Below are 25,815 nucleotides of genomic sequence, written 5' to 3' on the forward strand. Positions count from 1 at the left end.
TATCACTTATCAAAGAGAAATGCAATTTTTTTGATAGTTTATTAACTAACGATTAAAAACCTTTTGTAATATAGATAAAGTGTTTACGTCCGTCACGCCCAAAGCATAAAGGACTTAAGAAGCCAATTTCTTCGGCTTGTTCTAATAAATCCTCAATATTATAGCCGGCTAAGCGAATATATTCCCCATTTTCTGCTTGTTCTGTTAATGCTGTTAGGTCTTTCACTTTCTCAAATTCACTTTGAAATTGAGCAGGTTTCATTGTCAATTTTCCGTCTTCTTCCACTAATAGATAATGCGGGAAAATCTGTGCAATTTCAAACATCAATTCGGCTGTCACTTTTACCGGAAATTCACTGAAAATAATTGCTTCTTCTGCGTCATTTTTATATGAAAAACCAAATGATTTTCCAGAAAGATTGAGTCGAATAAATCTGAAATTTTCATAACCATTTTTTCCTTCAAGTTGAAAATCTGGATTTTCTTCAAAAATATCAAAAGCTTTAGAAAGTTCAAAGAAATAATCTGTTGCATCTTTCGGTGAGCGTTTTTGATAAAGTTCAGCAAAATAAGCATTTAAAACTGATGCTGGTGGAGTCACCAAAAGTCTTTTATCTTTTACATCGGTTAAGGTAGCTAATCTATTTTCTAAAAAGATATGGTCTTGAGCCATGAAGCCACCATATTTCATTCCCAAATCAATCCATTTTTTATCAGTCATTTTTTCTCTCCATTTTTAATAAAATTTACTTGTAAAGTCCTTTTTTCAATCTTTTTCATTATAACATTTTTAAGAAAATGCGTCAGTTCAAAAACTGACTGACTCTATCAAAAACTGGGTCAGGATAATTTTTTGAAAAAACATCTTCAAATTCGACAGACATTCGATTTTTAAACCAAGTCAATTGTCGCTTGGCATAGCGTCTTGAATTTCTTTTGACCAACTCAACAGCTTCTTCCAAACTAATGTCCCCTGAAAAATAAGGGAAAAATTCTTTATAACCAATCCCTTTTGCCGCTTGAACTTCTGGTGCTTGCTCATACAAAGTTCTAGCTTCATCTAATAAGCCCTCACGCATCATTTGATCAACCCGTTGATTAATTCGATCATAAAGCACTTTTCTGTCAGCATTTAATCCAATAAGCAAAAAATCATAATCAGAACCCAAATTTTCATCTTGAGAGCCGAAAGTTTGCAGCTCCAAAAAACGAATCGCCCGTCTACGATTTAACTCAGGAATTTCTGGATTTATTTTAATCACTTTTGCAAACAACTTTTCATCAGATAAAAGAGATAATTCTTCACGAAGTTTCATCATCTCCTCATGATTTTCCTGTCCGCCAAGATGATAGCCTTCGATAAGAGATTGAATATATAAGCCAGTTCCTCCAACGATAATTGGCACTTTTCCTTGGTCAAGAATTTCTTTAATTAATTGATTAGCTTCAATGACAAAATCATGAACCGAAAAATTTTCTGTACATTTACGTACATCAATCAAATGATGAGGAACTTGAGCTTGTTCAGCCATAGTCACCTTAGCGGTTCCAATGTCTAATCCTTGATAAACTTGCTGAGAATCACCAGAAATAATTTCACCATTAAATTTGATTGCTAAATCAATGCCAAGTGCTGTTTTCCCCACAGCTGTAGGCCCGACAACCACTAAAACTTTATTATTTTTCATTTATTTTTTATGACTCACTCTCACCATTTTCATTCTCTATTATTTCAGAAATAGCCTGTAAATTCAAGCACTGACAAGAAAAAAATTACTGACAGCTCAATTTCTGTCAGTAATTTTTATTCTATTATTCTTAAAGTTTTTATGCAGCAAAAACTTTTTGATAAATTCTTTTTCCACGATTCATTAAAGATTTCCGATAATCTTCACGTCCCACAATCAGAGTCATTTTACTAAAGATATAGCATGAAAGTAGTGTGACCGCAAAGTTAGGAAGTGACAAGAATGTTAATAAGGAAACACTTAAAACGACCACATCGACCATAAACAAAACCTTGTCAATTTTAAAGTTCCATTGCTCCTCCAAAATTCGGCTCAATAAGATTGATCCTCCAAATGTTCCTTCAGAAATAATAACTAATCCTGCCCCGAATCCTGAAAGAAGTCCATCGAAAATTCCAGCAAAAATAACATGTGAGAATTGGAAACCAGTAACTCCTAATGCTTCATAAATCATTAACCAACCACTCATGGCAAGCGCTCCAGGAATGCTCAGTAGTAAAATTCTCCGCGGAAGCGAACGTCCTCCGAAAATGAAAAGTGGTACATTTACCAAAAAGAAAGTCAAGGCTGGGTTGATGCCAAAAACAAAATCCATAAGTACAGAAAAACCAGCGACACCATTACTTGCTAGACGATTAGGGATGACGAATAACTGAACTGAGAGTACATAAAGTCCGACACCTAAAATAAGTATGAGTAAGTCCCTCATAAACTTTTTGTCAATTTTTACACCTATAATTGTCATATTTCTTACCTTCTTTCTTTATCATTTATTTATTACAACTGCTACTAATATATCACATGCACCTAATCTTAACCTTAACCAGTTAATTATTAAAGAGTCTTTCTTTTTAAAATGTGCTTCGTTAGCGTTTTCACATTTTTTGATTTACAATGAAGATAGAGCAATTTTTAAATAAAATATAAAGGAGTCCACTAAATGAAAAATAAATTTATCCAAGGCTATCTCATTGGAAAATCTGTCGAAATTCTTGTTGCAGGTACAGCCCTGTTAATTGCCAAGAAAAAAGGTTATCTTCCTTCTGCTGACAAGACCGAATTTATCGCTCAAAAACGAAAAGAAGCCGCTAGAAAACGACTTGCTCGTTAAAAATTTTACTTGCAGAAATAAAAACTTACTGACAGAAATTTTGTCAGTAAGTTTTTTTATATTATTTAATGAGTTGCTGAAGCTTCTGCTTCATCCACCTGTTCCAATCGTTCATGAATTTCCAAATTACGTACATCTGAAAGAACCAAGGGAACTGTTTCAACAGTTACTTCCGAGAATTGAAGACCAAACCAACGAATTGGGGAAGCCGTAATTCTCTTGATTTGTGCTTTAGTTTGAAGAACAAAACGCTCGAAACCTGGCATTTGACGTGCATTCATTAGCTTTTCTTCAACAACGACAAAGCGGAAATCTCCAACTTTACGTCCTGGAGTGATACTGTAATGTTGATGCTGACGTGGCAAACGTCCTGATTCCATCAAATCCGTCACAATTGTTCTTAAATAACGCGGAACTTCTTGACGCATACGGAATCCAAGATAGAGATTCACACGAACAATAAAGTCAGTATCCATCATGTCTACTTTATACTCAGAAGTATAAGGCTCGTCAGTAACTTTTACATTTACAAACCAATAACATTCTGCACGTTTTGGTCGTTTATCCAAGATTGAATATAAGATTGAACGGTCAATCCATTCATGGTCCATTTTGCTTGTTAAATAAACCACATTTGTTTGATATAAATCATAAGATTCATCATGACGCAAAGCATTAAGTTGATTTTTATACTCATTAATATTCAATGATTTGATATATTTCATGACAATCTTGTGTGACTTATTCCAGATGAACATCACGAAGATAATTGCCAAGGCAATCAGAACCACAATATATGCTCCGTTGATAAATTGGACAAGAGAAGCCGCAAAGAATGAGCCTTCAATACAAAAGAGACCGATAGAAATAATTGCAATTGCAATTTTTGGCGTTCCTTTTTGAATTAAGAAATAAGTCAAAAGTGTTGTTGTCATCAACATAGTGATGGTAATGGCCAAGCTATAAGCGGCTTCCATATGTTCTGAAGTTTTAAAATACAAAACAAAGAATGAAGTCGTTACCCAAAGAGCAAAATTAACTGCTGGGATATAAAGTTGTCCCAAAGTTTGCCCTGGATAATAAATTTTGAACAATGGCAAAAGTTTCAAACGAATCGCTTCAGAAACCAAAGTAAATGAACCCGAAATCAGTGCTTGAGAGGCGATAATCGCCGCCAATGTTGATAAGATAACGACATAAATAACCATATTATCAGGTAAAACAGCAAAGAAAGGATTAAGTTTTTCAATGTGTTCACCACGGTGAGCTAAAAGCCAAGCTCCTTGTCCACAGTAAGATAAGATAATACAAATCTTAACAAATGGCCAGCTGACATAAATATTTCCACGCCCAACGTGTCCTAAGTCAGAATAAAGTGCCTCTGCCCCTGTCGTTACCAAGAAAATAGAACCCAAGATAAAGAAACCAGCTTTATTTTCTGGACTAAACAATAAGTGAATCGCATAATATGGATTAATTGCTTTTAAAATTGATAAGTCAAGAAAAGAATTAATCAATCCACTTACACCCAAAAAGCCAAACCAGATAAACATAATTGGTCCAAATAAACGACCAACCAAACTTGCTCCAAACCTCTGAATCAAAAAGAGAAAGGCAAGGATTATCAAAGTTGTTACCATGACTGCCGTCTGATTTGAGTAAACATGTGTTACTCCTCTTAAACCCTCGATGGCTGACGTGACCGTCACCGCAGGAGTCAATGCTCCATCCGCTAATAATGTCGCCCCACCAATCATTGCTGGAATAATCAGCCATTTTCTCATCCGTCTCACAAGGGTAAAGAGTGAAAAGATTCCCCCCTCATGATGGTTATCTGCTTTCAAAGCAATCAGAACATATTTAACAGTTGTAATCAATGTTAAAGTCCAAATTACAAGAGAAACAGCCCCCAAAATAAAGCTTTCAGAAAGATTTGCTAATCCTCCCTGTCCTCGAACAATGGCCTGCATGGCATAAAGTGGACTTGTTCCGATATCACCGTAAACAATCCCTAATGCAATCAGGAACCCTGCAGATGTCGCTTTATTAAACGACCGATTATGTAAGTGTACTTGACCCACTTTTGTAACTCCTCAACTTTCTTCAACGAAAATAGTCAAATAAAATAAAACGAAGCGTAGCTCGTTTTTTAATAGCTTTATTATAGCAGATTATCCCCTGTTTATTCAAAAAAAACTGTGGGAAATTACATTTATTTATTTCTCACAGTTTTATATATAATACATTAATCATCACAAAAGCGATGATAGCAACAGTAAGCTATCTTTTGATTGCTTTTATTTTATTATGATTCTCCTTGATTTTCTTCTGAAATTCGTTCGTGAATTTCCAAATTTTTAACATCCGAGAGAACCAAAGGAACAGTTTCAACCGTCACTTCTGAAAAGTGAAGACCAAACCAACGTGCTGGCGAAGCTGTAATTTTTTTTATTTGCTCTTTTGTTTGAAGAACAAATCGTTCAAAGCCAGGCATTTGTCTTGCATTAATTAGTTTTTCTTCTAAAATAATAAAACGGAAATCTCCAACTTTTCGTCCTGGTGTAATACTATAAGTTTGATTTTGTTGTGGTAATCGTCCTGACTCCATCAAGTTGGTCACAATCGTCCGTAAATACCGAGGAATTTCTTGACGCATATGAAAACCGAGATATAGATTAACACAGACAATAAAATTAGTTCCTAGCATATCCACTTCGTATTCAGAAGTATAAGGCTCATCTGTAACATTAACCTTCACAAACCAGTAAACTTTAGCTTTTTTAGGACGCTTATCCAAAATAGAATACAAGATTGAACGGTCAATCCATTCTTTATCCATTTTAGCCGTTAAATAAACGACATTCGTATGATAAAGGTCGTAAGTTTCATCTTTGCGGAGTTTATCCATTTGTTCTTTATAATCATTAAGATTTGAAGAATTAAGATATTTATAAAAAAGCTGATCAGATTTATGCCAGATTGCCATAACAAATAGAATCATGGCAGCAATAATCACAACGACATAACCGCCATGCATAAATTTTACAGCGGAAGCTGCAAAAAACAATCCTTCAATAAAGATAAAAACGGTGAAAAATAGGCCAACCAATACTTTTTTAACTTTTTGATAGTGACTTAAATAGACAGTTAACAATGTTGTTGTCATAAGCATGGTTACTGTGATTGCTAAACCATAAGCCGCTTCCATGTGAGCAGAACTTTGGAAATAGACAACAATAAAACTCGCTGCCAACCAGAGTCCCAAATTTACGGCTGGAATATATAATTGTCCGAAAGTTTCTCCTGGATAAAAAATTCTTAATCGAGGAAGGAGTTTAAGACGAATAGCTTCTGACACAAGAGTAAATGAACCAGAAATCAATGCCTGTGAGGCAATAATTGCCGCCAAGGTTGCTAAAATTACTGAAAAAATGATTAAATTTTGAGGAAGGACAGCAAAAAATGGATTGATATCTCCTAATGATTTTCCGCGATTTTGTAAAAGCCAAGCCCCTTGCCCACAATAGGATAGGATGATACAAACTTTAACAAAAGGCCAACTGACATGAATATTTCCCCGACCAACGTGTCCTAAATCGGAATAAAGAGCTTCTGCGCCCGTCGTTGCCAGAAAGACTGAACCTAAAACAAAAATTCCAGCTTTATTTTCTGGGCTTAAAAGTAAATGAATTGCCCAATAAGGATTAATTGCTTGAAGAACAGAAAAATCACCAAAGAGATTAATCAAACCCGTAATTCCAAGAAAACTAAACCAAATAAACATGACTGGTCCAAACACTTTACCAACGATTGAAGTTCCAAATCGTTGAATTAAAAATAAGACCGCTAAAATCGCTAAAGTAATAATAACAATCGGTAATTGCTGCTGACCAAAAGCTTCATGAAAAGCTGGAATTGACCTCAAGCCTTCTATTGCTGACGTAACCGTTACGGCAGGTGTTAAGGCTCCATCAGAAAGCAAAGCAGCACCACCAATCATTGCCGGAATAATTAACCATTTTGCATACTTGCGAACAAGAGTAAATAATGAAAAAATTCCGCCTTCATGATTATTATCCGCTTTTAAAGCAATCCACACATATTTGACTGTTGTAATTAATGTCAGCGTCCAGATAATGAGCGAAAGTGCCCCAATAATTGACGTTTCTGAGATTCGCTCAAGCCCCCCTTGGCCTTGGACAATTGATTCCATTGTGTAAAGAGGGCTCGTTCCGATGTCGCCATAAACAATTCCCATTGCGATGATGAAACCGGCACCTGTTGCTTTATTAAATGAGCGATTAGATTCATAACCCATTCTAATTTCCTCAACTTTCTCTAGTTCCATAAAATTTATCAAAGTAAATAATTCACATTTGATTACCTAAATCATATAACAATTTCTTGATTTTTTGTTAAAAAATGGTCTAAAGAATACTGCAAAATTTATAAGAAAAAAAGCTAGAAAATTCTAGCTTTTAATTAATTATTTTTCAACTTAATCTTCTGTGTACCAGTCGTAGTGGAAGATTCCAGCTTTGTCTGTACGTTCATAAGTGTGAGCACCGAAGTAATCACGTTGGGCTTGAATCAAATTAGCTGGAAGATTTTCAGAACGATAGCTATCGTAGTAGCTAATTGCTGATGTGAATGTTGGAATTGGAATTCCTGCTTGAACAGCAAGTGAAACTACATCACGAACAGCTTCTTGATAACGTTTTGTGATGTCTACAAAGTAGTCATCAAGCAAGAGGTTTTCAAGTTCGCTATCTTTGTCGAAAGCATCAGTAATATTTTGGAGGAATTCTGCACGAATGATACATCCAGCACGCCAAATTTGTGCAATTGTACCGTAAGGCAAGTCCCAATCAAATTCTTCAGAAGCTTTACGAAGTTGAGCAAATCCTTGAGCATAACTCATAATTTTTGAGAAATATAGCGCTTTGCGGATTTTTTCAATGACTTCTTTTTTATCGCCTGAGAAATTAACCGCTGGTCCAGATAAAACTTTGCTTGCTTTAACACGTTCATCTTTATAAGTTGAAATGTAACGAGCAAATACTGATTCTGTAATCAATGGAAGTGGTACACCAAGGTCAAGGGCAGACTCTGAAGTCCATTTACCAGTTCCTTTGTTTCCTGCTTTATCAAGAATTTTATCAACGATGTAGCCTTCGCCTTCATCATCTTTACGTTTCAATACTTCTTTAGTGATTTCAATGAGGTAGCTATCAAGTTCGCCTTCATTCCATTCTTCAAAAATGGCTTGAATTTCTGCATTGCTAAGACCAAGAACACGTTTCAACAAATCATAAGATTCAGCAATCAATTGCATATCGCCGTACTCAATTCCGTTGTGAACCATTTTAACGTAATGTCCAGCACCGTTTGCTCCCATGTAAGCCACACATGGTTTACCATCTTGAGGAGCTTTAGCTGCGATTTGTTCAAAAATTGGTGCAACCAAATCGTAGGCTTCTTTTTGACCACCAGGCATCATTGATGGGCCTAAAAGCGCACCTTTTTCACCACCAGAAACTCCTGTACCGATGAAGTTAATACCTGAGTCTGCAAGTTCAGCATTGCGACGCATTGTGTCTGGGAAATGAGTATTTCCACCATCAATCAAGATATCGCCTTTATCCAAGAGTGGTAAAAGTGATTTAATTGTCGCATCTGTCGCTGCTCCTGCTTGAACCATGAGCATGATACGACGTGGTTTTTCAAGACTTCCAACAAATTCTTCAAGTGTTTTAGTGAGAACAAGATTCTTATCTTGATGTTCTTTATAAACTTCTTCAGTTTTTGAAGTCGTACGGTTGTAAATTGCAACGGTATAACCACGTGACTCTACGTTGAGTGCAAGGTTTTTCCCCATTACAGCCATTCCGACAACACCAAAGTTTGCTTGTGCCATTTGAAATCCTCCAGAGTATTTCTTTATATTCTATACTATATAGTATAACGCAATTTATTTCCAATTACCATAGTTAAGTATGTAAATATTTTACATGACAAAAAAATCTGCCTTAAAGACAGATTTTAAATTTTATTCTTTTTCGTCAGGAAAATTTGTTAATTCTTTGGCTTTGTCAGCAATTTTTTTCGCTTCTTCAGCAAGAGACTCAGTATCAATATCTTCTTTCACTTCATCTTTGGCATCACTGAACTTAGCCACAACTTCTGCGGCTTCTTCTGAGATGTCTGATTCATTTTCATCGAAGAGTTCTTCTCCACTGTCTTTCATTGAATTAATTTTTTCAACGACAGCATCTTTAGTATCATTGAAGAAATCAACAACTGAATCTTTAGACAGTTCACCTGAGTCAACTTTTTCCATAATTAAATCACGTTTTGAAAGCAAAAATTCTTTGGCCTTGTCAGCTGAAATTTCACCTGAATCAAATTTTTCTTTGATCTCATTAAATTTTTCAGCTGAGAAATCAAGAGCAGTATCTCTCATTCCAGTCAATGTTTCTTGAGGGTTTTCTTTTAAATCATCATAAATTTTTCCAGCCCCTTCGCGGAGTTCGCTTCCTTTTTTAGGAGCTAAAAATAGAGCAGCTGCGGCACCAACTAAAGCACCAACTAGAAATCCTGTTTTTTTTGACATCGGTTAAGTCCTTTCTTTCGTAAGCAAGTTTAATTTACTTTTACACCCGCTTCAGTTTTATCTTTTTTAACAAAGAATTTTTTGGCTGTTTTTGCCAAAACGACGGCTGAAGCTGAAGTTGTTTTTCGTTTTGTTGAACCTCTATTAAGACGCGTCACAAGTTTACGACTTGAAGCATTGATGTCTGAAACACTTTCAGACAAGTCAGCAACCGCTGTAAACAAAGGGTCAATCGTGGCGACTTTCCCATTAACATCATCAAGCAAGGTATTGGCTTTAGTCATTATGCCATCAGCTTGATGAAGTAAGACATCTACATCGCTAGAAACTAATTTGACTGTACGGTTGGCTTCTTCAACAACCTTAGAAACTTTATGTAATACAATAACTAAGAAGACCACCAATACAGCAAATGCTATCGCGATAATCAATAATGCAATATTTCCCACGTTTCCTCCTCTTTATTCGGGTATAAAATCAGCACCCATTTTTTCAATCTTCTTTCATTTTGATGAAAGCGATTCTATTTGACTTCATTATAACAAATTGTTTCGCTATTTTCTAATATAACTTACATTTTTTTATGACAAGAAGTCTATCCTTCAGGATAGACTTCTTAATTTTTTTTCATTCTGCGATAAATAAAGAGAACAAGTCCTACAATTACTAATAAAACTGAAAGCCCTTGTGACACACGAGCAGGTCCTAACATTAGGCTATCTGTTCGCATTCCTTCAACAATAAAACGAACGGCTCCATACCAGACGAGGTAGAAACTAAAAATATCCCCACGTTTTAAGCCTTTAATTCGATGTCTAAAGACCATGACCAGAATAAAACCGCTTAGTGTACCAATACTTTCAAATAGGAAGGTAGGCATTCGATAATGACCATCAATAAACATTTGATTTCTAATGAAAGCAGGTAGCCAGTCTAAATTTGAAACAATTTTTCCATAGGCTTCTTGATTGACAAAATTCCCCCAACGTCCCATTGCCTGAGCGAGAAAAACACCCGGGATAGTAATATCAAGCAAATCAAGCGGATGAATCATTCGATAGTAGCTAAAGACAAAGAGGACAATTGCTCCAGCGATTAAACTTCCATAGATGGCTCCGCCACCATCCCACATGGCAATGATTTGTGAAGGATGTTGACTATAGTAAGACCATTGGAAAATGACATAATAGAGTCTCGCTCCAACAATTCCTAAAGGAAAGGCAAAGAGAACAAAATCAATAATATCATCAGTTTTTATATTACGCTTTGGGGCTTCTTTACATGCGAGCCAAACGGCTAATGCGGCACCGCCCACAATAAAAATAGCATACCAGTGAATGGCTAGCGGCCCTAATTGGAGTGCAATCTTATTTAAAGCTAAAAAGGGAAATAGATTATTCATATTTTTTATCAGTTTTCTAAATTTACTGACAGAATTTTCGGTCAGTAATTTCTAAGTTTTATCTTATGATTCTTTATTATGACTGATTAAATCAGTGAGACGGTCTTCAAAAGTTTTTGTTGCATCAAAGCCCATTTGCTTAGCTCTAAAATTCATAACCGCAGCTTCAACAATTACTGACACATTCCGCCCAGTTTTTACAGGAATGCGGGTTTGTGGGACTTCAACATCAGAAAATTCAACAATAGTCGGTGCATTTCCCAAACGGTCAAAAGCTTTTTCCTTATCGTAGTATTCTAAATATATAGCCATATCAATATCCGTTGAATCTTTAACAGCACCAGCACCAAAAAGACTCATCACGTCAATAATCCCAACGCCACGAATTTCAATCATATTGCGCAAAATTTCTGCGGGTTCCCCAGAAAGTGTGAATGCATCCCGTTGAAAAACATCTACACGGTCATCAGCAACTAATCGGTGGCCACGTTTGACTAACTCAAGACCAGTTTCTGATTTACCAATCCCACTAGCCCCTTGAATAAGAACGCCGACCCCAAAAATATCCATCAAAACACCATGAACAGTCGTTCTTTCAGCTAAACGTTCATCAAGAAATGAGGTCAATACTGAGTTCAATCGGCTGGTTGCTTCACGTGATTGAAGTAAAACAATGTCAGACTTTTTAGCTGCTGCCACCATTTCACTAGGAATTTCTAAATTACGTGCAACAATAACAACCGGTGTTTCTTTGGCCATGACTTTTTTCAAGAGGTCATAACGATTATCTCCAACTACAGTCATCATATATGACCATTCTTTCATCCCAAAAAGTTGAATTCGTTCGGGTGTGAAATAATCAAAATACCCAGCCATTTCTAAACCTGGGCGCATAATTTCTGAAGTTGTAATTTCTTTTTGTAATGCTGTTTCTGTTGAGTAAATCACATGAAAATGAATTTTGTCAAGTAAATCTTGAACTGAAACCGCCATTGTAAGTCTCCCCTATTATTTCATAAATAAGAACAACTGACAGAGAATATTTTTTCGTCATAAAACTTTGTCAGTACTTTTATAATAAAAATTGTGATAAAAATCACATTTTCATATCACGTATAAATTTATCCAAGCGATAAGCAAGGAAGATTCGGCGTACTAAAAGAAAGCCGAAAAACGTGGCTAAAAACCACGAAGCAGATAGGAAGGACCAGCTGAAAATCCAAGCTTCAAGTACCGTTCCAATCATAAAAGAATAAAATCGTTGTTTAGGCATGCCTCTATTATGCCATTTTTAAGCCAGAAATGTCAATGGATTGTGTTGAATAATCCTTAATAAAAAAAGCTTTTTATTTTCTAAAAAGCTTTTCAATTTGATGATTTATTTAGCAAAGAATTTGATAATTAAAAAGATAAGTCCAGCATCAACCAATAGTCCCACATACCATGAGAAATTGAAATACCATTTTCTAGTTTTATGATGACAGAGATGCCCAGCCAAAATTGCTCCAATCCCTCCACCTAAAAGTGCTTGTGCAAGTAAAACTTTTTCAGGAATTCTCCACAGATGATGTTGGGCCTTGTACTTATCCACCGCATAAAAAACAAAAACAATAAGATTCCAAACTGCTAATAAAACTAATAAATAAAGAATCATTTTTCTCCCTTCACATCTATACTAAATATCATTAGATTTTAAATTCTTTCATTTTCTCAACTCGAAGAGCCCCTTTTTGACCACTAAAAGTCCAACGTTGTTTAAACGCCCGTCTTTCCTGAGTATTTCCCGCAATAATTTGACCAGAATTAACAGAAACAAGGTAGTCAATAGCTACAAAATAGAGGTCAACTTCAAATTGATTATCTTTTACTTCTTTATAACGCGTGATTCCATCCAAAACCACACTACGCGTGTGATTAATTTGACCTTTGTCACTCATCTTTTGGAGAATTTTTTCATGTTTTTCATATAAATTATCACCATAAGATTCGGACAAAGCTCGTAAGTCATGTTTATCCCAAGCATCTTGAACTTTTAGAAAAATTGCTTCTATTTCTGCTTCCAAAGCTGAATCATTTAATGTCTTTTCTTGAAAATAACCTCTTTTTTTAAAGGGAAGTTTAACTCTATTTCTTATAAAATAAAATCCGAGACCGGCAAGCACAATCAGCCATTTCCAAATCCTTCCTCTATTATACCTGCTCCCCATTCTAGATGTCCTCGAATTAAAAGTATAGCTATTAGAACCAGTATTACTATAATGGCTGTTAGTATTTCCACCTCCAAAATTACCGCCAGTTCTTGTACTTCTATTTCCTCCCCCCCGAAATCCTCCTGCTGTTGCAAAAGCATGAGGTGTGACTAAAACTAAGCCACTGACGAGCAATAAAATAACCACTTTCTTCATCATTTGATTCAAAAATTATTTCCTTTTCTTTGTCACTGATTTTATTATATATATTTTGTTATTATACCCTATTTCCCTTTTTATTTGAAACATCTGTTAAATTGCTACTTTTAGTGGAGTCTATTAAAAGAGTGTGATATAATTACCTCATGAAAAAACTCATGAATCTTTTTAAGTCTGAAACTGTTAGATATCTCATTTTCGGAGTCCTAGCAACAGCAGTCTATGCCTTTGTCAAATGGTTAACTTGGCAAGCTTGGCATTCTGGCTGGGGTTCAGAAACTGCCGCTCAAGCTTCAAGTATTATTTTTGCATTTTTTACCAATAAACTTTTTGTTTTCAAACATGAATCATCAAACTTATTACGTGATTTCATCAATTTTACTTCAGGACGAATTGTTCTTTTACTCCTATCCATCTTTATTAACTGGTGGTTCATTGACCAACATCCTGATATTTTGATGAATCTTTTTGGACTTTCTAAAAATAATATGGTTGCTGCTCTTAACCTCGTCGTTCAAGTTTTAATTATTGTTATTAACTATCTTTATTCAAAATTCTTTGTCTTCAAAAAAGATAAAAATTTAACAGAATAACTAATTTTTTACTGATAGAAAATTACTGACAAGATGAAAAAAATACTGACAGAAAATCTGTCAGTATTTTTTTCATTTTTATCAGTTTTCTTATTTTCTAATTTCCTTGATGAATTCAACAATTTCACCACGTCGTGTTTCAATCTTACCAACTTTTGTTTTTTGATAAACAGCATTTAATATGGCACCAATAATCAAAACGCGGGCGATGAAAATAAACCAAATCATCAGTGCAAAGACAACCAATGACCCAATCAATTTCAAGTCATCTAATCGTTGAAGAGCAAAGCTAACATATTTTGCAATCCAGTTGGTTAGAAAAACAAGAACAAAGGTTGAAAATATTGTTCCAGGCATGGTGTATCTCAATTTTCTTATTTTAACATTTGGTAGGATAAAATAAAGCATCATCAAAGATAGAAAGGTCGCTACAGCAATCGCTGGTAAAGTCATATTGTGTAACGTTCGGTAGAGATGATCATCAAAAGGAAATAAGCGATGAACTTGTTCGAGAATTAATTGTCCAAAAGTAGAGAGAACAATTGAAAAGTAAAGAAAGAGTAAAATCGCAAATCCGGCAGCTAAACCGATAATTCGACTGACAATAAAATCTCGATGATTAAAGACTTCATAAGCTTTATTCATTGACATTTGTAGAGCAGATAAGGCTCTTGAAAAGGTCCAAAAACCTGCCAAGACAGAGAGTGAAAGTAAGCCTGTATTTCTTTGATTTAAGAGATTATTAATGACTGGTTCAATTCCTTTGTAAACATCACTTGGGAGTTGCTCAGACAAAAAGCTCAATAAAGCTGTTGTATTGATATGTAAGAAGGGTAAAATATTTCCGACAATCAATCCTAGAGGAAAGATTGCAAGTAAAAGGTAATAAGCAACAGCAATTGAAGACAGACTCATTTCTGAACTTTTGAAAAAAGTCATAAAAGTTGTCGTTAGTTCAGCAATTTTTTGTATAACTTTTTTCATCTTTCCTCTCATCTGTTTTTCCTTTTACTTCTTAATAAGTCCGTTCTTCGCCTTGAGAAGTCAAAATCACAGGACCATCTTTAGTGATAACAAACTGGTGTTCGTATTGACATGATAAACTTCCGTCAAGTGTAACGTAACCACGTTCACCATCATGGTCAATTTCCCAACCCCCAGTGTTAATCATTGGTTCAATGGTTAAGACCATTCCTTCGCGTAAACGAAGTCCACGTCCAGCACGTCCGTAGTGGGGCACCATTGGTTCTTCATGCATTGTTGGTCCAACGCCATGTCCTACAAGGTCACGAACGACACCATAGCCACGACTTTCAGCGTATTCTTGAATAGCTGCCCCAATATCACCAATACGGTTGCCTACTTTGGCTTGTTCAATTCCAAGATAGAGACATTCGCGGGTCACATCCATCAAGTTTTTTACTTCGTCAGAAACTTGGCCTACAGCATAAGCCCAGCAAGAGTCAGCAACGCCACCGCGGAATTCTTCTTGATATTTAACCATTGATTCAGCATCGTCAAAATTAAGTTTTGAAACATCAACAGAACCATCTTCAACCAACCCGAGAACCATGTCAACCTTAATCAAATCACCATCTTTAAGAATTTGATGACGTGGAAATGCGTGAGCCACTTCATCATTCAAACAGCAGCAAGTAGCATAAGGGAATGGATTATAATTTCCTTCATCCACTCCGATTTGTAAAGGTAAAACATTTTTTTCTTTACAAACTTTGCGGACATATTCTTCAATTTCCCACATGTCAATCCCTGGTTTAATCAACTCACGAAGCCCAATGTGGATATCTGCCAAAATTTTGCTACTACGTTCCATTTGCTCGATTTCACGTTGCGATTTTAATGTAATCAATTTATTCTTTCCTTCTAAAGTTCTGAGAAAAACTCAGTTCTTTTTATTTAAATTAATGTTTTGAAGTGACTCATACTTCATCGAAAAATAAATTTTCATTTACTGGGGTTACTGAATCCTTATAAGATAGTATTTATGACTTTATCTATAAGAATTTTCTTCGACAATCATGAGCCTTTTCAAAATTACTTTGAATGCTAATTCAACTGAACAGATTTTTTTGTAATCCAAAACAGTCTATTTAGTATAAATACACTTTATTTTACCATAAATTTCCCTATAACTAGGTGTTTTTTATATAAATTGGCAGTAAAACTTCATCTACCAATTCATTAATTTGCTTATCATTCATGGATTGACCTTCAAGGAGCATATGATAACGGGTCATCTGGAAAGGTAAAAGCTTAGCTGTTTGCCCAATTTTTTCACGCGCTTCCCCTCTTTCCTGAGCCCTTGCAAGCAAGCGTTCCATAATAATCAGATTACTTGGAAGGACATTGCCAACGGTCGATTCAAGAACATTTTTTCCTTGTGACTGCATAAATGAAACGAAGGCCAGAAATCCTTTGGGATAGAGTTTAAAATTCTCTCTCATAAAGGTTAAAAGTTCAATTAAATCTTGCCGCAAGCTCCCACTGTTAATTTCCTGGTCTATCACATTTCCTCGCCACTCAGGATTTTGTGAAATATTGAAACGGACAGCTTCAAAAATTAAGTCAAAGACATCATTCCAATAACGATAAAGTACGCTTCGAGTCGTTTTGGCTTCTTTTGCGACATTTTGAAAGGTTACTTTTTCGTAGCCTTCATTTTCTAAAATATGAACTGCCGCTTTATAAATTGCCTTCTTAAGTTCATCCCCTCTTCTTCGAGAATGACTAGGTGATTTTTTTTCTTTTTCTTCAAACATAAGAGACCTCGTGTTTCTTAATTCTATTATAACATCATCTCTAGCTAATACCAATAAATCAAATTAGATACAAAAAGAATCTTATTGTTGACAAAACTTATTCTTAGGTTTATAATAATTTTGTATTTAAGATACAAATTGTATGTTATTTTTAAATTATAATTCCTAAGTTTTAATAACTTAGTTTTCGCTCAGACGAAAGAAAGGATTAACATGGCAAAATCAAAAAAGAATGAAAAAGAAAAATTGCCAAAGGAATTGACGCGAAATGCTTGGATTTTAGTCATTGGTGCTATTGCTCCAATGCTTGATTCAACCATGGTCAATATCGCAATCAACAAACTTCAAAGTGACTTACATACTTCACTAGACATGATTCAGTGGGCAATTACAGGCTACGTTCTTGCACTTGCTGTAGCCGTCCCTGTCTGTGGTTATGTTGTCAATCACATTGATGGAAAAAAAGTAATGCAGTGGTCACTCCTTAGTTTTGGACTTTTTAGCTTTTTATCTGGAATTGCTTGGAATATTGATAGTTTTATCATTTTCCGAGCTGTTCAAGGATTTTCAGCTGGTTTTATCACTTTACTGATGACAACCCTGCTAATGCAAATTACGCCTCCAGATAAACTTGGTCAATTAATGGCTGTTGTCTCAACTCCTATTATTCTTGGACCAATTATCGGGCCAGTACTTGGTGGTGCAATTGTATCTGGAGCAAATTGGCACTGGATTTTCTATGTTAATATTCCGGTCGTAATTATTGCAGTCCTCCTTAATCATTTTTATCTAAGTTCTTTCAAACCTTTCAACCCTAAAGCTAAACTAGATTGGTTTGGAACACTCCTTTTGGCTGGCGGTTCTGTGGGATTAATTTACGGAATGATGAAGGGTTCAACTAATGCTAAAAATTTTTTCAATAGTCAAATGATTACTTTTGTCATCATTGGCTTAGCCTTGTTTGTTATTTACGGAATTTATAATCGCATTCGCAAAAATAATACTGTTCTTCCGCTCAGATTTTTCAAATCTAAAAACTTCACTGCAGCGAATATTGGAATCTTTTTAGCTGGAATTGCTTCTAATGGACCTATGCTTTTACTGCCACTTTTCTTTCAAAATACAAAAGGCTTTACAGCCGTTGAAGCAGGTCTAATGTTGATTCCCCAAGGGATTGGTATGATGGTGACTCGACCTTTGATTGGGAAGATGATTGACCGTATGGGAGCTCGTCCTGTAGTACTTGTTTCCCTGGCTATTTCCCTTCTTGGAACAATTCCTTTTATTTTTGTTCACGAAAATACAAATTTGATTTGGTTGGGATTGGTTTTATTTGTTCGTGGAATGGGAATTGGTGGTTTGCAAATGCCAATGATGACTGATATTTTCATTGGTTTAGACAAACAAGATATTCCTGGTGCATCAGTAGGACAAAGAATCATTCAAAACGTTGGTTCATCTTTTGGTTCAGCCGTCATCTCGGCAGTTGTGACGGCGGTTGTGACGTCTGAAATTGCTGGACAGATGACAACTAAACTACATCAATTAGCGGCGATGCACACCAATTTAACACCGACTGTCATTGCAAAAGCAAAAACTTCTGTTGAAAAAGCGGTCACGCTTAATGGTTATCAACTTGGCTTTCTTGTCTCTTCGATTGTTTTAATTGTGATTGCTATTCCAGCCATGTTACTTTCACAAAAGAAGGTCAACAAATAAAATTCGTAGTTTTTAGCTTTGATTTCACTTGTTTTTTGATATAATTGAATTGAATTATCTCAATAATAGATAGATGAACTTTAATCAATTAACTGAGCTTGGAGCGCTAAATTGTATGGCTCCTTGCATCTTATAGGAGAGTGAAAAAATGCCATTAGCAAAAATTGTATATGCAAGTATGACAGGAAATACTGAAGCTTGTGCCGATATTGTCGCTGATAAACTTGAAGAATTAGGTTTTGAAGTAGAACTTGACGAATGTTCTTCTGTTGATGCCGATGAGATGGCTGATGCTGATCTTTGTATCGTTGGAACTTACACTTACGGTGACGGTGAATTACCTGACGAAATTGTCGATTTTTATGAAGAATTAGCTGAGGTTGATTTATCTGGTAAAATTTACGGTTGTTTCGGGTCAGGTGATACTTTCTATGATGACTTCTGTATCTGTGTCGATATGTTTGAAGCGCAATTTGAAAAAACTGGCGCAACAAAAGGAGCTGAACTTGTTCGTGTTGACTTGTCTCCTGAAGATGAAGACGAAGCTCATCTCGAAGCCTTTGCGGAAACTTTGGCGGCTCACTTTAACTGATTGAGTTAAGATATGTGATAAGAATTACTGACAAAGACGGAAAAATAAATATAAATGCAAAAAAATTACTGACGGAGGTTCTGTCAGTAATTTTTTTGTCTACCACTTTGATATTCGGTTGTTTGGACTGATTTGTCAGTAATTTTATAATGAAAACATCAAAATTCCAGCTGCTACAGCCACATTTAAAGATTCTGCTTGTCCTGGCATGTCAATATGAACGAGTTTGTCAGCAGCTTTAACGGCTTCGTCAGAGACTCCGGCCCCTTCATTTCCCATAATCAATGCGAAGTGTGGTTCATTGATTATTTTATAAGACACAGAATTTGCTGACAGCGTGGTCGTCAATATTGAAATGCCTGCTTTTTTAAGTTGAGCAAAACAATCTTCTTTAGCCATTCGTACAAGAGGCAAATGAAAATTTGAGCCTTGCATAGACCGCATGACCTTTGGACTGTAAATATCTGCGGTTTCTCCAAGTAATATAACAGCCGAAAATCCAGCCGCATCAGCTGTTCTAATCATTGTCCCTACATTTCCTGGGTCTTGTACGTTTTCTAAAAGTAAAAATTTTGCTGCTGAAAAATCAATGACTTCTTCAATTTTTGTCACTTCAGCAATCAGTCCTTGTGGACTTTCGCTGTCAGCTAAAGATTTCAACACTTCTTTACTGACCAGATTTACAGATAAGTCTGTCAGTGATTTTTCAGACCCAATCATTTCTGTCAGTTTAGTCAGTTTATTTTCTTCAACAAAAATTTGCTTTATTGAACGACCAGCTTTCAGCGCTTCCTCCAACAAATGAAAGCCTTCGATGAGATATGAATTTTTGCGGTATTTTTTTGTCAGCAATTTTCTTGCTTCTTTAATTTTTTTATTATCTTTTGAACTGATGATTTCCATTCTCCAATTATATCATAGCCAGTAAGGCGAAACAAAGTTTTATATTGTCAGTATTCATCGCATTGGTAATCAAATGAAGTGTAGGATAGCTGTTGCCAGTTTACTGGCTTACAGATATGCTAGTTCTTTCCTCTAAAAAGGATAATTTCCCACTGAGTGATTGTGACTTATGAAAAACATAGATCCCTTTGGTTTTGACAGCAAAGCATAAGCAGTGAAACTTTCAACAGATTTTTTCCAATCTTGCTGGTGCTTATGTTATAATAAAAGAAAACGTTTTAATTATTATCATTTCAACAACATAAAGCTAGGAGGTCTTAAGATGTTCAAAGTAAAAATGATTGTTTCTGGGCGCGTTCAGGGTGTCGGATTTCGTTATTTTGTTATCATAAGTGCGCGTGAATTGGGCATTTTAGGGCGTGTTTGGAATAATGATGACGGTACAGTTGAAATTCTCGCGCAAACAGAGGATGAAAAAAAATTAGAAGAATTCACTGCCATTGTTCGTGGGGAAAAATCAAGTAAAGGACGTCTTTCACCCTTTGCTAAAGTCACTGATGTCAAATCAAGCCCCGCAAATTTTCCTGATTTCACAGACTTCAATATCAAATATTAGAAATTAAAAAATACTGACAAAAAGCTTGTCAGTTCAATGCGACCAAGACGAGTATAGAAAAATTACTGACGGAAATTCCGTCAGTAATTTTTTACATTTACATTTTATTCTTTATCAGCAAGTTTATCCACAAATTCCAAAACGGTCAGTAAATTTCGCTTATCAATATGATAGGAAACAGCAGCTTTGACCGCAGGTTTTGCACAAAAGGCAATCCCAATACCAGCTGTATTTAACATTGGAATATCATTTGCGCCATCACCTACAGCAATAACCTCAGATAAATTCAACTTATTTTCATTTGCCCATTGTTTGAGCCTATCAACTTTGAAATCTTTATCCACAACTGTCCCATGAGTTTTTCCAGTCAAATGGCCATTTTCCACAGACAAACGATTTGCAAAAACATAATCTATTTTTAAATCTCTTGCGATTTTATCCACTATTTCATGAAAACCACCAGAAACAAGGCCAACTTTCCAGCCTTTCGCATGCAAAGTTTCAATTAATCCCGTTGCACCCTTAGTTAAATGAATTTCTTTGTAAACATCGTCAAAAATAGTTGTGGCCAAACCAGAAAGCAAAGCCACCCTTTCTCTCAAAGATTCCTTAAAATCAATTTCGCCAGACATGGCGGCAGCCGTAATTTCTGAAATCTTATCACCCATACCCGCTTTTTTCCCTAAGAGATCAATGACCTCTTCTTCAATCAATGTGCTATCCACATCCATCACAAGTAATCCTTTTGCAACCATTTTCTTCCTTTTCCATTCGTTTTTTAAACTAAACTCTGATTTTCAATTAAGCGAACACGAATAATATTATCAGCAGCCTCAAAACGTGAAACTAAAGCCGCCAACTTTCCTTCATCTTTTTCATCCAAATCAAGTAAAGTATAGGCATAATCTCCTTGACCACGATTAACAATATTAGCAATATTAATATTTTCTGCTGCCACCGCAAGTGAAATTTGAGCCACAACATTAGGCACATTTTTATTGATTAAGGTCACACGATAAGGTGTATTCAACTCTTGCAAAACACGTGGAAAATTGACTGAATTAATAATTTCGCCAGTTTTCAAATAAGTTTGAACAGAATCCAGAGCCATTCTTGTGCAATTTAAACTGGCTTCCGCCGTTGAACCACCTAAATGAGGAGTTAAAAAAACTTGTGGATGATGATAAAATTTTTCAGAACCAAAATCCGTTCCAAAAAAGCGGACAATTCCCTCATCAATCGCTTTAAGCACTGCTTCTTTATCCGTAATCTCATCTCGTGCATAATTGAGCAAAATCACTCCCTTTTTACACTTAGATAAATTTTTCCAATTGAGCATTTTCGTCGTTTCATCCGTTGCTGGCGTATGAACCGTGATATAATCTGCCTTCTCAAAAATCTCAGCCAAATCATTCACTCTTTTAACATGATGTGACAAGTTCCAAGCGTGCTCAATTGAAAGATAAGGGTCATAACCAATAACTTTCATTCCTAAACGCTGTGCATCATTGGCAACTTTTGAACCAATATTTCCAAGGCCAATTACCCCTAAAGTTTTTCCTGAAATTTCAGAACCAGAAAACGCCTTTTTCCCATGTTCAACCGCCCCATCAATAGTATTATCATCACCTTTTTGACCAGTCAACCATTTGTTTGCTGGTTTTAAATTACGCGTTCCAAAAATCATCATTGACAAAACTAATTCTTTAACCGCATTGGCATTCCCACCAGGCGCATTAAAGACTACAATCCCTTTACTGGCACACTTTTCTATCGGAATATTATTAAAACCAGCACCAGCACGTCCAATCGCCAAAAGCGCTTTGGAAAATTCATAATCGTGGAAAGGCTGAGCCCGACAAATAAATGCGTCAGATTCAGCTTCTGACACTTGATTAACAAGAAAGCCTTCGCCAATTTCATCTAATGCGATTTGGTCGATATTATTTCCAATTGTTTTGATATGATAAGTCATTTATATCCCTCTTCAAATTCTTTCATAAATTTCACTAATTCAACAACCCCCTCTAAAGGAAAAGCGTTGTAAATACTTGCTCTCATTCCTCCCACGGAACGATGACCTTTGAGTGATTTGAAACCTTTTTCTTCAGCTTTTTGGGTGAATAGCTCATCCAATTCTTGGCTTGGACTTGTAAAAACAACATTGCAAATCGACCGCTCATCTTTATTTTTGATTGGGTTCTGATAAAAGTCAGATTGGTCAATTAAATCATACAACAATTGAGCTTTTCTCTGATTCATTTCTTCGAGTTTTTTTACGCCACCTTGCGCTTTTACCCATTTGAAAACCAGCCCGGCCACATAAATAGCAAAAGTCGGTGGGGTATTGTACATCGACCCATTTTCAACCAAAATCTTATAATCCATCATTGATGAGAGCCTTTCAGCTTCATTTAGTAAGTCTTCACGAATAATGACAATGGTTAAACCAGCAATACCTAAATTTTTCTGAGCTCCAGCGTAAATTAAGCCAAATTTACTCACATCATAATCAACCGCCAAAATATTTGAACTCATATCAGCAACCAAAGGAAGGCTTGCAAACTCAGGCAAATTTTCAGGAAAAATACTTGTTCCTTCAATCGTATTATTCGTTGTCAAATGGAGATATGCCCCATTTTTTTCATCAATTTTAGATTTATCAATTTTCAATAGATGATTATAATTATCTTTTTTAGTTGAGCCCAAACTAATCGGTATTAAATCAAGGAAATGACTCAATTTCACCGCTTCATCATAAGCCTTTTCACCAAAGGCGCCCGAAATATTGTAATAAGCCTTTTTGCCAATTGCCAAATTCATTGGAACCATTGAAAATTGACTGGAAGCTCCCCCTTGTAAAAACAAAATTTTATAGTTTTGAGGAATCGACATCAAATCACGCAAATCGTTCTCAGCCTCATCAATTACTTTTTGGAAAGCCTTGGAGCGATGCGAAATTTCCATCACTGACATACCACTTTTTTCAAAGTCTAACAGTTCTTCTTGAACCTTCTTCAAGACTTCCTTTGGAAGTACACTGGGTCCTGCGCCAAAATTATAAATCATCGATTTCACTTCCTCAAATTATTTATTAATCACTATTATAGTATAATTTTCTGATAATTCAAATATAAAAAAATACTGTTCGACAAAAAAGCACAGTCAACTGTGTTTTTCTGCCTTAACAGTAATTTACCAATTTAATAAATCAAGTAAGAGCATGTTCCATTCAACTTCTTTGGCATAGAAAATATTCCCACCATTAGAGTAGAGTTTTCCTTTATTATAAATCAATGAATCCAGAGTCAAATGATAATAAGTTTCACCCGTTGTATTTCCTAAACTTGGCGCAACGACATCACGAGAATAATCCTTAGAAAGAGCGATAGTGTTCTTTCCACCATGAGCAGCTATGTAATCAACATAGGCCTTCCCATAGTTATAAGCCTGAACTCCTGCCCAAGCGTCGACCTTTTTTTGTGAAGCATATTCTAAAACTTTTGACAAATTAGAAATACCTTGTTTAATACTTTCTTGTTCTGTTGAGAAAGTATTTGTTGTGCCATTCAAGCTTTCACTTGATTGCATAATATCAACTTGTTTTCCTTTAGTTTCTGTATAAATAATTGCCAAAGCCAACTTTGTATCACCACTCAAGCCTTGTGCTTTAAGGCTTTTTTCGACCTCTGCCTCATAAGACATTACGTGTTTCACATTTTCATGCATACGGTAAACATAAAAACCACTGAATACAAGAAGTATCAGTACTATTAATCCAATTAATTTTTTAAACATTTCACTTACCTAAATTTTCTGACTGCTCTTATTCTTTACTAGCACATATCATTATTTTTTTGCAGTCATTTTTTATATAAGTTCTATTATAACACTTCTCTTTTAAATTTAGCTTAACATTAAAAAATTAGACAAATTTTCTTTGTCTAATTTTTTGATATTATAAGGGAAATTGACGAGTCAGTTCTAAAGCTGCTTTCCTAACTTCCGCAAGTTTTTCTTGATTATCGTGATTAACCAAAGCTTCTGAAACCAATTGTGCAACTTTTTTCGCTTCAACTTCTTTAAATCCTCTTGATGTAATTGCTGCTGCTCCAATTCGCACCCCTGAAGTTTTAAATGGTGATAATGTTTCATCAGGAATTGCTTCTTTATTGAGTGTGATGTGAACACTATCCAATAAATCTTGAGCTTCTTTCCCATTAATTCCTAAGTCTAAAACTTTAAGATTAAGCAAATGATTATCTGAACCACCAGCTATCAATCGTAAGCCTTCCACTTTAGCAAATTCCTCAGCCATTGCTTGCGTATTTTTAATGACTTGTTCAATATAGGTTGTGAATTCTGGGTCAAGTGCTTCTTTAAAAGCTACTGCTTTTGCTGCAATGACATGTTCTAAAGGCCCACCTTGAGTTCCAGGGAAGATTGCAGAGTTAATTTTCTTGGCCAAAGCTTCATCGTTAGTCAAAATCATTCCACCACGAGGGCCACGGAGTGTCTTATGAGTTGTTGTTGTAACGACATCAGCATAAGGAAGTGGATTAGGATGCGCACCAGTCGCTACCAATCCAGCAATATGTGCCATATCAACCATTAATTTTGCTCCAACACTATCAGCGATTTCACGGAACTTAGCAAAATCAATCAGGCGTGAATAGGCAGAAGCGCCAGCAACAATCAGTTTAGGTTGAACTTCTTTAGCAATTTTTAAAATTTCATCATAATCTAAAAGCTCAGTTTCAGAATTAACTCCATAAGGAACAAAATGATAAGTTTTTCCTGAAAAATTGACTGAAGCCCCATGAGTCAAGTGACCGCCAGCATTTAAATCCATTCCTAAGACTGTGTCTCCAGGTTGAATTAATGCCATATAAGCTGCCGCATTGGCTTGAGAACCTGAATGAGGTTGAACATTGGCAAATTTTGCACCGAAAAGTTCTTTTGCTCGTTCAATAGCCAAATTTTCTACAACATCAACCGCTTCTGTTCCGCCATAATAACGTTTCCCAGGATAACCTTCGGCATATTTATTTGTCAAAACAGAACCTTGTGCTGCCATAACTGCTTTTGAAACAATATTTTCTGAAGCAATTAATTCAATATTTTGTTGCTGACGAATTTCCTCAGCATGAATGGCTGCCCACAATTCTGGGTCAAAACTTTCAAAATCTTCTTTATCAAAAATCATTGGTTCTCCTTGTATGTCTTTTGGGATATTTTAAAAAATATAAGTAGAATTTTATAGTCATTGGCGCTATAAACTTAATCAGTTAATTTTAGTTTACTTTCGCAAGCAAACTTTCAACTCTAAA

General features: G+C 35.6%; 27 protein-coding genes. 5 read left to right on the forward strand and 22 right to left on the reverse strand.

Annotated elements, in window-relative coordinates:
- Positions 1-52 precede the first annotated feature (52 nt).
- From IAE52_RS08500 to IAE52_RS08510, 3 genes are all read right to left on the reverse strand, one after another.
- Entirely contained in the window at positions 53-721 is a 669-nt protein-coding gene (locus IAE52_RS08500; protein WP_033899653.1) for a hypothetical protein, read from the reverse strand.
- A gap of 82 nt (positions 722-803) precedes the next feature.
- On the reverse strand, positions 804-1,688 hold the full coding sequence (gene miaA, locus IAE52_RS08505) for a tRNA (adenosine(37)-N6)-dimethylallyltransferase MiaA (RefSeq protein ID WP_109990678.1): 885 nt from the start codon (positions 1,686-1,688) through the stop codon (positions 804-806).
- Positions 1,689-1,827: 139 nt separating this feature from the next.
- Entirely contained in the window at positions 1,828-2,493 is a 666-nt protein-coding gene (locus IAE52_RS08510) for a YitT family protein (RefSeq protein WP_003129540.1), read from the reverse strand.
- Between the two features lie 195 nt (positions 2,494-2,688).
- On the opposite strand from IAE52_RS08510, the gene IAE52_RS08515 reads away from it, so the two are divergent.
- Entirely contained in the window at positions 2,689-2,859 is a 171-nt protein-coding gene (locus tag IAE52_RS08515; protein ID WP_003129539.1) for a DUF3042 family protein, read from the forward strand.
- A 65-nt stretch (positions 2,860-2,924) separates the two neighbouring features.
- Here the strand turns inward: IAE52_RS08515 and IAE52_RS08520 are convergent, their stop codons facing one another.
- The 10 genes from IAE52_RS08520 to IAE52_RS08565 form a co-directional block, all read right to left on the reverse strand.
- A complete protein-coding gene (locus IAE52_RS08520; protein ID WP_003129537.1) occupies positions 2,925-4,940 on the reverse strand; it encodes a potassium transporter Kup in 2,016 nt (671 codons plus the stop codon).
- Positions 4,941-5,164: 224 nt separating this feature from the next.
- A complete protein-coding gene (locus tag IAE52_RS08525; RefSeq protein WP_109990677.1) occupies positions 5,165-7,177 on the reverse strand; it encodes a potassium transporter Kup in 2,013 nt (670 codons plus the stop codon).
- A 180-nt stretch (positions 7,178-7,357) separates the two neighbouring features.
- Complete coding sequence (gndA, locus tag IAE52_RS08530) at positions 7,358-8,776, reverse strand: NADP-dependent phosphogluconate dehydrogenase (protein WP_003129534.1); 1,419 nt, start codon at positions 8,774-8,776, stop codon at positions 7,358-7,360.
- A 132-nt stretch (positions 8,777-8,908) separates the two neighbouring features.
- Positions 8,909-9,472, reverse strand: coding sequence for a YtxH domain-containing protein (locus tag IAE52_RS08535; RefSeq protein ID WP_015425946.1), 564 nt, complete (start codon positions 9,470-9,472; stop codon positions 8,909-8,911).
- 29 nt (positions 9,473-9,501) lie between these two features.
- Positions 9,502-9,921, reverse strand: coding sequence for a DUF948 domain-containing protein (locus tag IAE52_RS08540; protein WP_003129531.1), 420 nt, complete (start codon positions 9,919-9,921; stop codon positions 9,502-9,504).
- Positions 9,922-10,088: 167 nt separating this feature from the next.
- On the reverse strand, positions 10,089-10,874 hold the full coding sequence (lgt, locus tag IAE52_RS08545) for a prolipoprotein diacylglyceryl transferase (RefSeq protein ID WP_109990676.1): 786 nt from the start codon (positions 10,872-10,874) through the stop codon (positions 10,089-10,091).
- Positions 10,875-10,937: 63 nt separating this feature from the next.
- Entirely contained in the window at positions 10,938-11,867 is a 930-nt protein-coding gene (hprK, locus tag IAE52_RS08550; protein WP_003129528.1) for an HPr(Ser) kinase/phosphatase, read from the reverse strand.
- 103 nt (positions 11,868-11,970) lie between these two features.
- Entirely contained in the window at positions 11,971-12,147 is a 177-nt protein-coding gene (locus IAE52_RS08555) for a DUF3272 family protein (RefSeq protein ID WP_010905464.1), read from the reverse strand.
- Between the two features lie 105 nt (positions 12,148-12,252).
- Positions 12,253-12,528, reverse strand: a complete 276-nt coding sequence (locus tag IAE52_RS08560; protein ID WP_015425942.1) for a DUF1294 domain-containing protein — start codon at positions 12,526-12,528, stop codon at positions 12,253-12,255.
- 31 nt (positions 12,529-12,559) lie between these two features.
- Positions 12,560-13,282: a TIM44-like domain-containing protein gene (locus tag IAE52_RS08565; RefSeq protein WP_233610978.1), complete on the reverse strand. Its 723-nt coding sequence runs from the start codon at positions 13,280-13,282 to the stop codon at positions 12,560-12,562.
- Positions 13,283-13,428: 146 nt separating this feature from the next.
- Here IAE52_RS08565 and IAE52_RS08570 point away from each other — a divergent pair, with 146 nt between their 5' ends.
- On the forward strand, positions 13,429-13,875 hold the full coding sequence (locus tag IAE52_RS08570) for a GtrA family protein (protein ID WP_003129522.1): 447 nt from the start codon (positions 13,429-13,431) through the stop codon (positions 13,873-13,875).
- A gap of 90 nt (positions 13,876-13,965) precedes the next feature.
- Here the strand turns inward: IAE52_RS08570 and IAE52_RS08575 are convergent, their stop codons facing one another.
- The 3 genes from IAE52_RS08575 to IAE52_RS08585 form a co-directional block, all read right to left on the reverse strand.
- Positions 13,966-14,859 (reverse strand): YihY/virulence factor BrkB family protein, encoded by an 894-nt coding sequence (locus IAE52_RS08575; RefSeq protein ID WP_010905463.1) that lies wholly within the window; start codon positions 14,857-14,859, stop codon positions 13,966-13,968.
- Between the two features lie 31 nt (positions 14,860-14,890).
- The gene (locus IAE52_RS08580; RefSeq protein WP_003129519.1) at positions 14,891-15,745 is read right to left on the reverse strand and encodes a methionyl aminopeptidase; all 855 of its coding nucleotides are present in this window, start codon (positions 15,743-15,745) and stop codon (positions 14,891-14,893) included.
- 283 nt (positions 15,746-16,028) lie between these two features.
- Positions 16,029-16,655: a TetR/AcrR family transcriptional regulator gene (locus IAE52_RS08585; protein WP_033899662.1), complete on the reverse strand. Its 627-nt coding sequence runs from the start codon at positions 16,653-16,655 to the stop codon at positions 16,029-16,031.
- Positions 16,656-16,868: 213 nt separating this feature from the next.
- Between IAE52_RS08585 and IAE52_RS08590 the strand changes: the two genes are divergently transcribed.
- Positions 16,869-18,374 carry an MDR family MFS transporter gene (locus tag IAE52_RS08590; protein WP_200136776.1) on the forward strand — a complete coding sequence of 502 codons (1,506 nt, stop codon included), beginning with the start codon at positions 16,869-16,871 and terminating at the stop codon, positions 18,372-18,374.
- 148 nt (positions 18,375-18,522) lie between these two features.
- Complete coding sequence (locus IAE52_RS08595) at positions 18,523-18,966, forward strand: flavodoxin (RefSeq protein ID WP_003129515.1); 444 nt, start codon at positions 18,523-18,525, stop codon at positions 18,964-18,966.
- Positions 18,967-19,110: 144 nt separating this feature from the next.
- Here IAE52_RS08595 and IAE52_RS08600 read toward each other — a convergent pair whose 3' ends face one another.
- A complete protein-coding gene (locus tag IAE52_RS08600; protein WP_058203209.1) occupies positions 19,111-19,869 on the reverse strand; it encodes an RNA methyltransferase in 759 nt (252 codons plus the stop codon).
- Positions 19,870-20,191: 322 nt separating this feature from the next.
- Here IAE52_RS08600 and IAE52_RS08605 point away from each other — a divergent pair, with 322 nt between their 5' ends.
- Positions 20,192-20,485, forward strand: a complete 294-nt coding sequence (locus IAE52_RS08605; protein WP_003129511.1) for an acylphosphatase — start codon at positions 20,192-20,194, stop codon at positions 20,483-20,485.
- Positions 20,486-20,589: 104 nt separating this feature from the next.
- Here the strand turns inward: IAE52_RS08605 and serB are convergent, their stop codons facing one another.
- The 5 genes from serB to glyA all read right to left on the reverse strand — a co-directional run bounded on the left by serB (position 20,590) and on the right by glyA (position 25,691).
- A complete protein-coding gene (gene serB, locus IAE52_RS08610; protein ID WP_109990673.1) occupies positions 20,590-21,240 on the reverse strand; it encodes a phosphoserine phosphatase SerB in 651 nt (216 codons plus the stop codon).
- Positions 21,241-21,263: 23 nt separating this feature from the next.
- Positions 21,264-22,460 (reverse strand): phosphoglycerate dehydrogenase, encoded by a 1,197-nt coding sequence (locus tag IAE52_RS08615; RefSeq protein ID WP_017864199.1) that lies wholly within the window; start codon positions 22,458-22,460, stop codon positions 21,264-21,266.
- Complete coding sequence (serC, locus tag IAE52_RS08620) at positions 22,457-23,554, reverse strand: phosphoserine transaminase (RefSeq protein WP_058211554.1); 1,098 nt, start codon at positions 23,552-23,554, stop codon at positions 22,457-22,459. Before serC ends, IAE52_RS08615 begins: the two co-directional genes overlap by 4 nt.
- 126 nt (positions 23,555-23,680) lie before the next feature.
- Complete coding sequence (locus tag IAE52_RS08625; RefSeq protein WP_023163835.1) at positions 23,681-24,283, reverse strand: lysozyme family protein; 603 nt, start codon at positions 24,281-24,283, stop codon at positions 23,681-23,683.
- Positions 24,284-24,443: 160 nt separating this feature from the next.
- Positions 24,444-25,691 carry a serine hydroxymethyltransferase gene (glyA, locus tag IAE52_RS08630; RefSeq protein WP_021723141.1) on the reverse strand — a complete coding sequence of 416 codons (1,248 nt, stop codon included), beginning with the start codon at positions 25,689-25,691 and terminating at the stop codon, positions 24,444-24,446.
- Between the last annotated feature and the right edge of the window lie 124 nt (positions 25,692-25,815).

The organism is Lactococcus sp. S47 (assembly GCF_016517475.1).
GTDB lineage: Bacteria > Bacillota > Bacilli > Lactobacillales > Streptococcaceae > Lactococcus > Lactococcus lactis.

Excerpts from the sequence above, each read along its gene's own strand:
- IAE52_RS08500 (WP_033899653.1), bottom strand. The coding sequence starts at position 721 with ATGACTGATAAAAAATGGATTGATTTGGGAATGAAATATGGTGGCTTC.
- miaA (WP_109990678.1), bottom strand. The coding sequence starts at position 1,688 with ATGAAAAATAATAAAGTTTTAGTGGTTGTCGGGCCTACAGCTGTGGGG.
- IAE52_RS08510 (WP_003129540.1), bottom strand. The coding sequence starts at position 2,493 with ATGACAATTATAGGTGTAAAAATTGACAAAAAGTTTATGAGGGACTTA.
- IAE52_RS08515 (WP_003129539.1), top strand. The coding sequence starts at position 2,689 with ATGAAAAATAAATTTATCCAAGGCTATCTCATTGGAAAATCTGTCGAA.
- IAE52_RS08525 (WP_109990677.1), bottom strand. The coding sequence starts at position 7,177 with ATGGGTTATGAATCTAATCGCTCATTTAATAAAGCAACAGGTGCCGGT.
- gndA (WP_003129534.1), bottom strand. The coding sequence starts at position 8,776 with ATGGCACAAGCAAACTTTGGTGTTGTCGGAATGGCTGTAATGGGGAAA.
- IAE52_RS08535 (WP_015425946.1), bottom strand. The coding sequence starts at position 9,472 with ATGTCAAAAAAAACAGGATTTCTAGTTGGTGCTTTAGTTGGTGCCGCA.
- lgt (WP_109990676.1), bottom strand. The coding sequence starts at position 10,874 with ATGAATAATCTATTTCCCTTTTTAGCTTTAAATAAGATTGCACTCCAA.
- hprK (WP_003129528.1), bottom strand. The coding sequence starts at position 11,867 with ATGGCGGTTTCAGTTCAAGATTTACTTGACAAAATTCATTTTCATGTG.
- IAE52_RS08555 (WP_010905464.1), bottom strand. The coding sequence starts at position 12,147 with ATGCCTAAACAACGATTTTATTCTTTTATGATTGGAACGGTACTTGAA.
- IAE52_RS08560 (WP_015425942.1), bottom strand. The coding sequence starts at position 12,528 with ATGATTCTTTATTTATTAGTTTTATTAGCAGTTTGGAATCTTATTGTT.
- IAE52_RS08565 (WP_233610978.1), bottom strand. The coding sequence starts at position 13,282 with ATGATGAAGAAAGTGGTTATTTTATTGCTCGTCAGTGGCTTAGTTTTA.
- IAE52_RS08570 (WP_003129522.1), top strand. The coding sequence starts at position 13,429 with ATGAAAAAACTCATGAATCTTTTTAAGTCTGAAACTGTTAGATATCTC.
- IAE52_RS08575 (WP_010905463.1), bottom strand. The coding sequence starts at position 14,859 with ATGAAAAAAGTTATACAAAAAATTGCTGAACTAACGACAACTTTTATG.
- IAE52_RS08585 (WP_033899662.1), bottom strand. The coding sequence starts at position 16,655 with ATGTTTGAAGAAAAAGAAAAAAAATCACCTAGTCATTCTCGAAGAAGA.
- IAE52_RS08590 (WP_200136776.1), top strand. The coding sequence starts at position 16,869 with ATGGCAAAATCAAAAAAGAATGAAAAAGAAAAATTGCCAAAGGAATTG.
- IAE52_RS08595 (WP_003129515.1), top strand. The coding sequence starts at position 18,523 with ATGCCATTAGCAAAAATTGTATATGCAAGTATGACAGGAAATACTGAA.
- IAE52_RS08600 (WP_058203209.1), bottom strand. The coding sequence starts at position 19,869 with ATGGAAATCATCAGTTCAAAAGATAATAAAAAAATTAAAGAAGCAAGA.
- IAE52_RS08605 (WP_003129511.1), top strand. The coding sequence starts at position 20,192 with ATGTTCAAAGTAAAAATGATTGTTTCTGGGCGCGTTCAGGGTGTCGGA.
- serB (WP_109990673.1), bottom strand. The coding sequence starts at position 21,240 with ATGGTTGCAAAAGGATTACTTGTGATGGATGTGGATAGCACATTGATT.
- IAE52_RS08615 (WP_017864199.1), bottom strand. The coding sequence starts at position 22,460 with ATGACTTATCATATCAAAACAATTGGAAATAATATCGACCAAATCGCA.
- serC (WP_058211554.1), bottom strand. The coding sequence starts at position 23,554 with ATGATTTATAATTTTGGCGCAGGACCCAGTGTACTTCCAAAGGAAGTC.
- IAE52_RS08625 (WP_023163835.1), bottom strand. The coding sequence starts at position 24,283 with ATGTTTAAAAAATTAATTGGATTAATAGTACTGATACTTCTTGTATTC.
- glyA (WP_021723141.1), bottom strand. The coding sequence starts at position 25,691 with ATGATTTTTGATAAAGAAGATTTTGAAAGTTTTGACCCAGAATTGTGG.